Raw genomic sequence first — 7,653 nt, forward strand, 5'->3', positions numbered from 1 at the left:
GCGGACAATTTTTAAGCGCCGGTGATTTTGTTTTCTTAATTACGTCTTTTCTCCCATCTGCAATCAACTGATTAATCGTTGGCATGTCTTTATTTCCTCAAATAAATTTATTTATTTGAGGAAATAAAGACATGCCAACGATTAATCAGTTGATTGCAGATGGGAGAAAAGACGTAATTAAGAAAACAAAATCACCGGCGCTTAAAAATTGTCCGCGAATAAGAACAAGCGAATGCTCCTGGAGATTATGTCCTATGCCCGGAATATATGAAGAAACCTCATATCCTGACGTAAACCTCACTCTTGCGACTTTCCTCAAAGCAGAATTAGGCTTTTTAGGTGTTGTCGTATAAACTCTTGTGCAAACGCCTCTTTTTTGCGGACAATTTTTAAGCGCCGGTGATTTTGTTTTCTTAATTACGTCTTTTCTCCCATCTGCAATCAACTGATTAATCGTTGGCATGTCTTTATTTCCTCAAATAAATTTATTTATTTCTTCTTACTAGTTTAGCTTCAACAAGTCCGGTTCCTGCAGGTATTAAGTGTCCTATAGAAACATTTTCTTTCAATCCGACCAAGTGATCAATCTGACCTGAAACGGCAGCTTCAGTTAAAATTCTGATCGTCTCTTGGAAAGATGCAGCGGAAATAAATGAATCTGAAGATAACGAAGCTTTTGTTATGCCTAACAAAATCGGATGCGCTACAGGAGCTTTGCCTCTCTTAGCTTTAACGACTCTTCTATCCATATCATATTTGCGTCTCGAAACGATTTCGCCGTTCAGATACTGACTATCCCCTGAATCGGTTATTCTTACATTAGATAGCATTTGTCTGACTATAATTTCAATATGCTTATCGTTTATTGTTACACCCTGAAGCCTGTAAACCTGCTGAATTTCGTTAACAAGATATTCCTGAACTTCTTTAGGACCTTTAACTTTAAGAATATCATGAGGATTTACCGCACCGTCGGAAAGAGCTTCGCCTTCTTTAACTCTATCGCCTTCGTAAACAACCAAATGTCGCCCTGCAGGCACGAGATAATTTTTCTTCATCTGCGTTTCAACATTTTCCACTTCAACCTTTATGCTACCTTTTGCCGTAGATCCACTCAAATGAACGACCCCGTCAATTTCTGAGACAACAGCTGCATTTTTAGGTCTTCTTCCTTCAAACAATTCTGCAACTCTAGGCAAACCGCCAGTGATATCTCTTGACTTCGAAACTTCCTGAGGAATTTTTGCCAAAATATCACCAGCTTTAATTTTATCACCGTCATAAGCAACAAGCGTCGTATCAACAGGAAGTGGGTACTCTACTATGATCTTGTTATCTTTCTTAATAACAATCCTAGGACTTCTTCTATCGGCAGGATGCTCAATGATAACTCTTTCAATCTGTCCGGTTATTTTTGACTTTTCCTTCTGCAAAGTTACGCCGTCTTTTACATCGACAAAATGCACAACTCCTTCAAATTCCGAAATAATTGGTTTTGAGTGCGGATCCCACTTTGCTATCAATACATTTTTCTTCATTCCTGTAGCTGCATCAACTTTAATCTCTACCTTCTGACCATCTTGAACTTCAATCACTGCTCCATAAGGTATTTGGTAAACTTGTCTGCGATGAATCGGATATTCCGTAAATGCAAGTTCCGTATTTCTGCTTAACACCACAGTTTCGCCATCTCTATTCTTAATGGTTTTTAGATTATAATAATCGACTGCGCCATTATTTTCAGCATAGATTTCTGAACGCTGAACAACACGACTTGCAGCTCCGCCGATATGAAAAGTTCTAAGAGTAAGCTGTGTGCCAGGCTCGCCAATCGACTGAGCTGCAATAATACCCACAGCTTCGCCAACTTCAACCTGTTTCCCAGTTGCAGGATTTACACCGTAACATTTTGCGCACACACCATGTTCGGACTCACATGTTAAAACGCTTCTGATGCCAATTTTGTCTATGCCTGCGTCAATAAGCTTCTGAGCTTTTTCAGGAGTTATAAGTTCTCCCCTCTCTATTATGATTTCGTCGCGAACAATATCGACGACATTATCAAGCGCTGTCCTGCCTACAACACGTTCATCTATTTTTTCAACGATTTCATCACCGCTACATAACGTCCCAATGAACACGCCATTTACGGTTCCACAATCATGTCCCCTTACAACAACATCATGAGATACATCAACAAGTCTTCTTGTCAAGTAGCCAGCTTCTGCTGTTTTCAAAGCAGTATCCGCTAATCCTTTACGTCCCCCATGAGTTGAAATAAAGTATTCCAAAATCGTAAGCCCTTCCCTAAAATTCGATAGAATTGGTGTTTCAATAATTTCACCGATGCCTCCAGTAAGTTTCTTCTGCGGTTTTGCCATAAGTCCGCGCATACCTGCAAGCTGGCTTATCTGCTGTCTAGACCCTCTTGCTCCTGAATCTGCCATCATAAATATCGAGTTGAAACGATTTTCACCCGGCTTATAAACTTCCGTCTCTTCTTTTCTCATTTCATCAAACATTATGTCCGCAATTTCATCAGTAACTCTAGTCCAAATATCGATGATCTTATTATAACGTTCCGACTTTGTTATCAAGCCAAGCTTGGCTTGTTTTTCAATTTCTTTAATTTTAGCCTTTGCGTCTTTTACCATCTTTTCTTTTCTTGGAGGAACTTTCATTTCGTCTATAGAAATAGAAACGCCGGCCAGCGTCGCATATCTATAACCCAACTTTTTTATTTCATCCAAAAGAACAGTAGTTCTAAACTGTCCGAGTTCTTTATAACATCTGTCAACAAGATTTCCAAGTTCCTTCTTGGTCACGTTCTTGTTCTGATAATCCAAAGCATACGAACCGTCTTCGTTTTTAGGAAGTCGCTCATTAAATATAACTCTTCCAACAGTTGTATAATTCAAAATTTCTTTGCCGTCTTCGGCCTTATAATTCTTCCACTTTGTAACATCTAGTTGTTCATGTTCCTTAAGTTTTTCATCTTTTATATTTGTAATTCCTGCAACTTTAATCTTTGCCTGTAAATCTATTTTTCTAGACTGATAGGCGCTCATTAGTTCACTAACAGACGAGAAAATCTTACCTTCGCCCGGAACTCCTATTTTCTCTTTCGTAAGATAGCAACTACCCAAAACCATATCCTGAGAAGGAACGACAATAGGCTTTCCTGATGACGGCGACAAAATATTTCCCGTAGCCATCATTAAAACTTTTGCTTCAAGCTGAGCTTTGAGAGAAATAGGTAAATGGACTGCCATCTGGTCTCCATCGAAATCTGCGTTGAAAGCCGCGCAAGTGAGAGGATGAAGCTGTATTGATTTTCCTTCAACCAAAACAGGTTCAAATGCCTGAATACCAAGTCTGTGTAGTGTAGGAGCTCTGTTTAAAAGAACAGGATGATCTCGCGTTACTTTTTCAAGAATATTCCAAACTTTTGCGTCATCTCTTTCAAGCATTCTTCTTGCGGATTTAAGCGTTACATTTTCTTGTTTTATTAATTCTCTAATAATGAAAGGCTTGAAAAGTTCCAGCGCCATTTCTTTAGGAAGTCCGCACTGATTTAACATCAAGTTAGGACCAACAACAATAACGCTTCTTCCAGAATAATCAACCCTTTTACCAAGCAAATTCTGCCTGAAACGTCCTTGTTTGCCCTTAAGCGTGTCAGACAATGACTTAAGCACTCTGTTACCAGCACCCGTTACAGGTCTTGTTCTTGAATCGTTATCTATCAAAGCGTCAACAGCTTCCTGCAAAAGTCTCTTCTCGTTATTTATCATAACAACAGGAGCTTTCAACTGCTCAATATGGCGGAGTCTGTTGTTTCTATTGATAATTCTTCTATACAAATCATTTAAATCAGATGTTGCAAACCTGCCGCCGTCTAAAGCAACCAACGGTCTTAAATCCGGCGGTATTACAGGAAGAGTAGTAAGAATCATCCACTCAGGTCTTGTGTTGGAATTTAAAAATCCTTCCGTAACCCTAAGTTTTCTGATAAGTCTTGCTCTTTCGGCATCTGACTTTGTTTTCTTTATTTCGGCGTGAATCGCTTTTACATCTTCATCCAACTTAATTTCTTCTAGTAGCTTCCTGATTGCAGCAGCGCCTATATCAACCTTCAAAATATCACCATAGCCATTCTGAATATTTTTTATATCGCTTTCTTCAAGCAACACAACACTGTCAGGTTTTGAAAAACTCTTCATGAAAGGAATATCGTTTTTTGACACTTCTATTCTTAAACGTCCTTCATATTTTTTAAGGATCTTTGCATCTTTTCTAAGCTCTTTATAAGCTTTGTCTTTTTCTATATCAAAAAACTCTACTCTGATTTTTTTATCGGACTCTGTTATCGAAACAGTTTCGCCTTTCTCAAATTTATCAGAAAGAATTTTCTTTATTTCACTGCGACTCGATGAATCTAAATCGCTGTAATAATACACTGCGTGAGGCTTGAAATAAACTTTGTAGTACGTATCGCCTTTTCCAATATTTGCGATTATTTTTTTTGCAGCTTCGTCAGAAGACATTCCTGCCAAATCTGCTTGTCCCTTTATCAAGAGCTTAAGCTGTTTTAAAGCTTTTGAAGAATCAGAATCCAAAACTATCTCTTCAGCAACAACGCCGTCAAGTATACCTTTAAATTCTTCTCTTACCACAGGACTATTGATTCCGTACTTAAACAAATCAAATTCTTCTTCTTTCAAAAGCATTCCTTTCTCAACAACAGAAGAAATTCCTGCGCGATCTTTCAAACTTTCAGTTACAACATATTTCGTATAATAAACGACCTTTCTCAAATCGGAAATTTTCATATTTAAAAGAATTCCGATTCTTGAAGGAGGTTTTCTTAAAAACCACAAATGAGCTACAGGAACAGCAAGATCAATATGACCAAACCTTTCTCTTCTTACTTTAGATTCAGCCACTTCAACTCCGCACCTGTCACAAACTGTTCCTTTGTGTTTTATATACTTATACTTTCCGCAATGACATTCCCAATCTTTTGTTGGTCCAAAAATTCTATCACAGAACAAACCATCTCTCTCCGGTTTAAATGTTCTATAGTTAATCGTCTCAGACTTTTTAACTTCACCATAAGACCAAGCCTGTACCTGCTCAGGACTCGCAACAGTCACTTTAACAGCATCAAATTTTGCAAAATTGAGATTATCTGATTTTTTCTTTTGGTTTTGAAAGTTTGTTTTAGCCATTATTTTTATTAACACCTTCCGTTTTTTCTTGGCTATCTCGCGCGCTGTTTAAAAGTTCAACGTTAAGACCCAGAGCTTTAAGCTCGCTTACCAAAACTTTAAAGGATTCAGGCACACCGGACTCTGGTATCGACTCGCCTCTGACGATTGAGTCATACATCTTCACTCTTCCGTCAACATCATCTGATTTTACTGTTAAAAACTCCTGCAATATATGAGCCGCCCCGTAACCTTCAATAGCCCACACTTCCATTTCTCCAAATCTCTGCCCTCCAAACTGAGCTTTTCCGCCCAACGGCTGACGAGTAATAAGAGAATATGGACCTGTGGACCTAGCGTGCATTTTATATTCTACAAGATGGTTAAGCTTCATGACATACATAACGCCGACAGTAACTTTTTCCATAAACGGATCACCCGTTCTCCCATCATAGAGAGTAATTCTGCAATCGTTTGTGGGCAAACTTTCAGCTGCAAATTTATCCAAAGATGCTTCAAGACCTTTGCCTTTTAGTCCGCGAGCAACCAACATCTTCTTCTTCTCTTCCAACAATTTTACTTTTGCTTTTCCTACATAGTCTTTTATCTGCTCTTCGGTCGCGCCGTCAAACACCGGAGTAACCATCTGGGTACCAAGTTCTCTTCCTGCCCAACCTAACATAATCTCAAGAAGCTGTCCCACGTTCATACGAGAAGGAATTGCAAGAGGAGAAAGAACACAATCAACTGGCGTTCCATCGGGGAGTCTTGGCATATCTTCTACGGGGAGAATTCTTGCAACGATGCCCTTATTGCCGTGCCTTCCTGCGAGTTTATCCCCGACCTGAACTTTAAGTTTTGCCGCAATGTAAATCTTTACAGTTTTATTTACAGAAACAGGCAAATCGTCACCCTTATTAAATCTTTCTTTGTCAGATGCGTAATTTTGCTTTAATATCTCTTCTTTCATTGCATAAAGAGATTCTATTTTTGATATTTCGGCTTTCTTAGCGCCTGCAATCTGATTCCTTTTATCTTTGCGCAACTTTGCTTTTTTCACTTCATAAGCATCGTGCATTTCTTCCAATTTTTTATTCTTTTCTTTCGCTGTAAGCTTTTCAAGTCTTATAAAAGTTCTTACCGCTATGACTTTACCTGATATTCCCGGTGGAACTCTAAGAGATGCATCTTGCACATCCTCTGCTTTTTTACCAAACAACACTCTTAAAAGTCTTTCTTCAGGAGTTGTCAGCTGCTCGCCCTTAGGAGATGTTTTCCCTACAAGAATATCACCTCTTTGAACCATTGTTCCAACCTTAACTACTCCATCTTCATCAAGATTCAAAAGATCTTCAGATCCTACGTTTGGAATATCTTTCGTTATTTCTTCAGGGTGACCCTTTGTTTCTCTCGCTTCGATTTGGAATTCTCTTATGTGAACTGAAGTAAACTTATCGTCTTGTATTAATTTCTCTGATAATAACATCGCGTCTTCGAAGTTATATCCATCCCATGTCATATATGCCACAAGGAGGTTTTGCCCTAGAGCAAGCTGCCCCTCGCTTGTCGCAGGACCATCCGCTATTATTTGCCCCTTCCTAACAACATCGCCCAAAACCACTAAAGGCTTTTGATCAATACACGTATCTTGGTTAGAGCGAGCATATTTTCTTAATCTATATACCTCTGTTTCACCAGATTTTAAATAAATCATTATTTCATCGGAAGAAACAGACACAACTTCTCCATCTGATTTAGCAACCACAACCACACCGGAGTCTCTCGCCACTTTTTCTTCGATACCCGTTGAAACCAGAGGATGTTCAGCTACCAACAAAGGAACGCCCTGACGCTGCATGTTGCAACCCATCAGCGCTCGGTTTGCGTCATCATGCTCCAAGAAAGGAATCAGTCCCGCTGAAATAGATATTACCTGCATTGGGGAAATATCCATGTAGTCAACTTTCACAGGTGGCTGAAACAAAAAATCATCCCATTTACGTCCCTGAACCGAATCTGACAGGATATTTCCCTTATTGTCCAAAGGAGTATTTGCCTGCGCAACAAAGAATTCGTCTTCTATGTCCGCGGTTAGGTATTCAATTTTATCAGTCGCTTTACCGTTTTCTACTTTCTTATACGGCGTTTCTATTAAACCGTAAGGATTTACTCTTGCAAAAGTTGCCAAAGATGTTATCAACCCGATGTTTGGACCTTCTGGAGTTTCAATAGGACAAACTCTTCCATAATGAGTATGATGCACGTCCCTGACTTCAAATCCTGCTCTCTTTCTGTTCAATCCACCAGGTCCTAATGCTGAAAGTCTTCTTTTATGAGTGAGCTCTGCTAAAGGATTTATCTGATCCATGAATTGAGAAAGTTGTGAAGTTCCAAAAAACTTTCTTATTTGAACCACGAATTGAGTAATACTTGTGATAGATCT

General features: G+C 39.0%; 2 protein-coding genes and 1 pseudogene. All 3 read right to left on the bottom strand.

What is annotated here, in order from left to right; all coding sequences use genetic code 11:
* Positions 1-211: 211 nt before the first annotated feature.
* Positions 212-463 (bottom strand): annotated as a pseudogene (rpsL, locus tag LE180_RS05410) (30S ribosomal protein S12); the annotation flags it as partial.
* 22 nt (positions 464-485) lie between these two features.
* Entirely contained in the window at positions 486-5,231 is a 4,746-nt protein-coding gene (gene rpoC / locus LE180_RS05415) for a DNA-directed RNA polymerase subunit beta' (protein ID WP_374134437.1), read from the bottom strand.
* A partial coding sequence (gene rpoB, locus LE180_RS05420) for a DNA-directed RNA polymerase subunit beta (protein WP_374134438.1) occupies positions 5,224-7,653 on the bottom strand: 2,430 nt, incomplete at its 5' end. The genes rpoC and rpoB, both read right to left, overlap by 8 nt.

This window comes from Candidatus Endomicrobiellum pyrsonymphae, from assembly GCF_020328025.1.
GTDB lineage: Bacteria > Elusimicrobiota > Endomicrobiia > Endomicrobiales > Endomicrobiaceae > Endomicrobiellum > Endomicrobiellum pyrsonymphae.

Coding starts and splice junctions, on each gene's coding strand:
- rpoC (WP_374134437.1), bottom strand. CDS start 5,231: ATGGCTAAAACAAACTTTCAAAACCAAAAGAAAAAATCAGATAATCTC.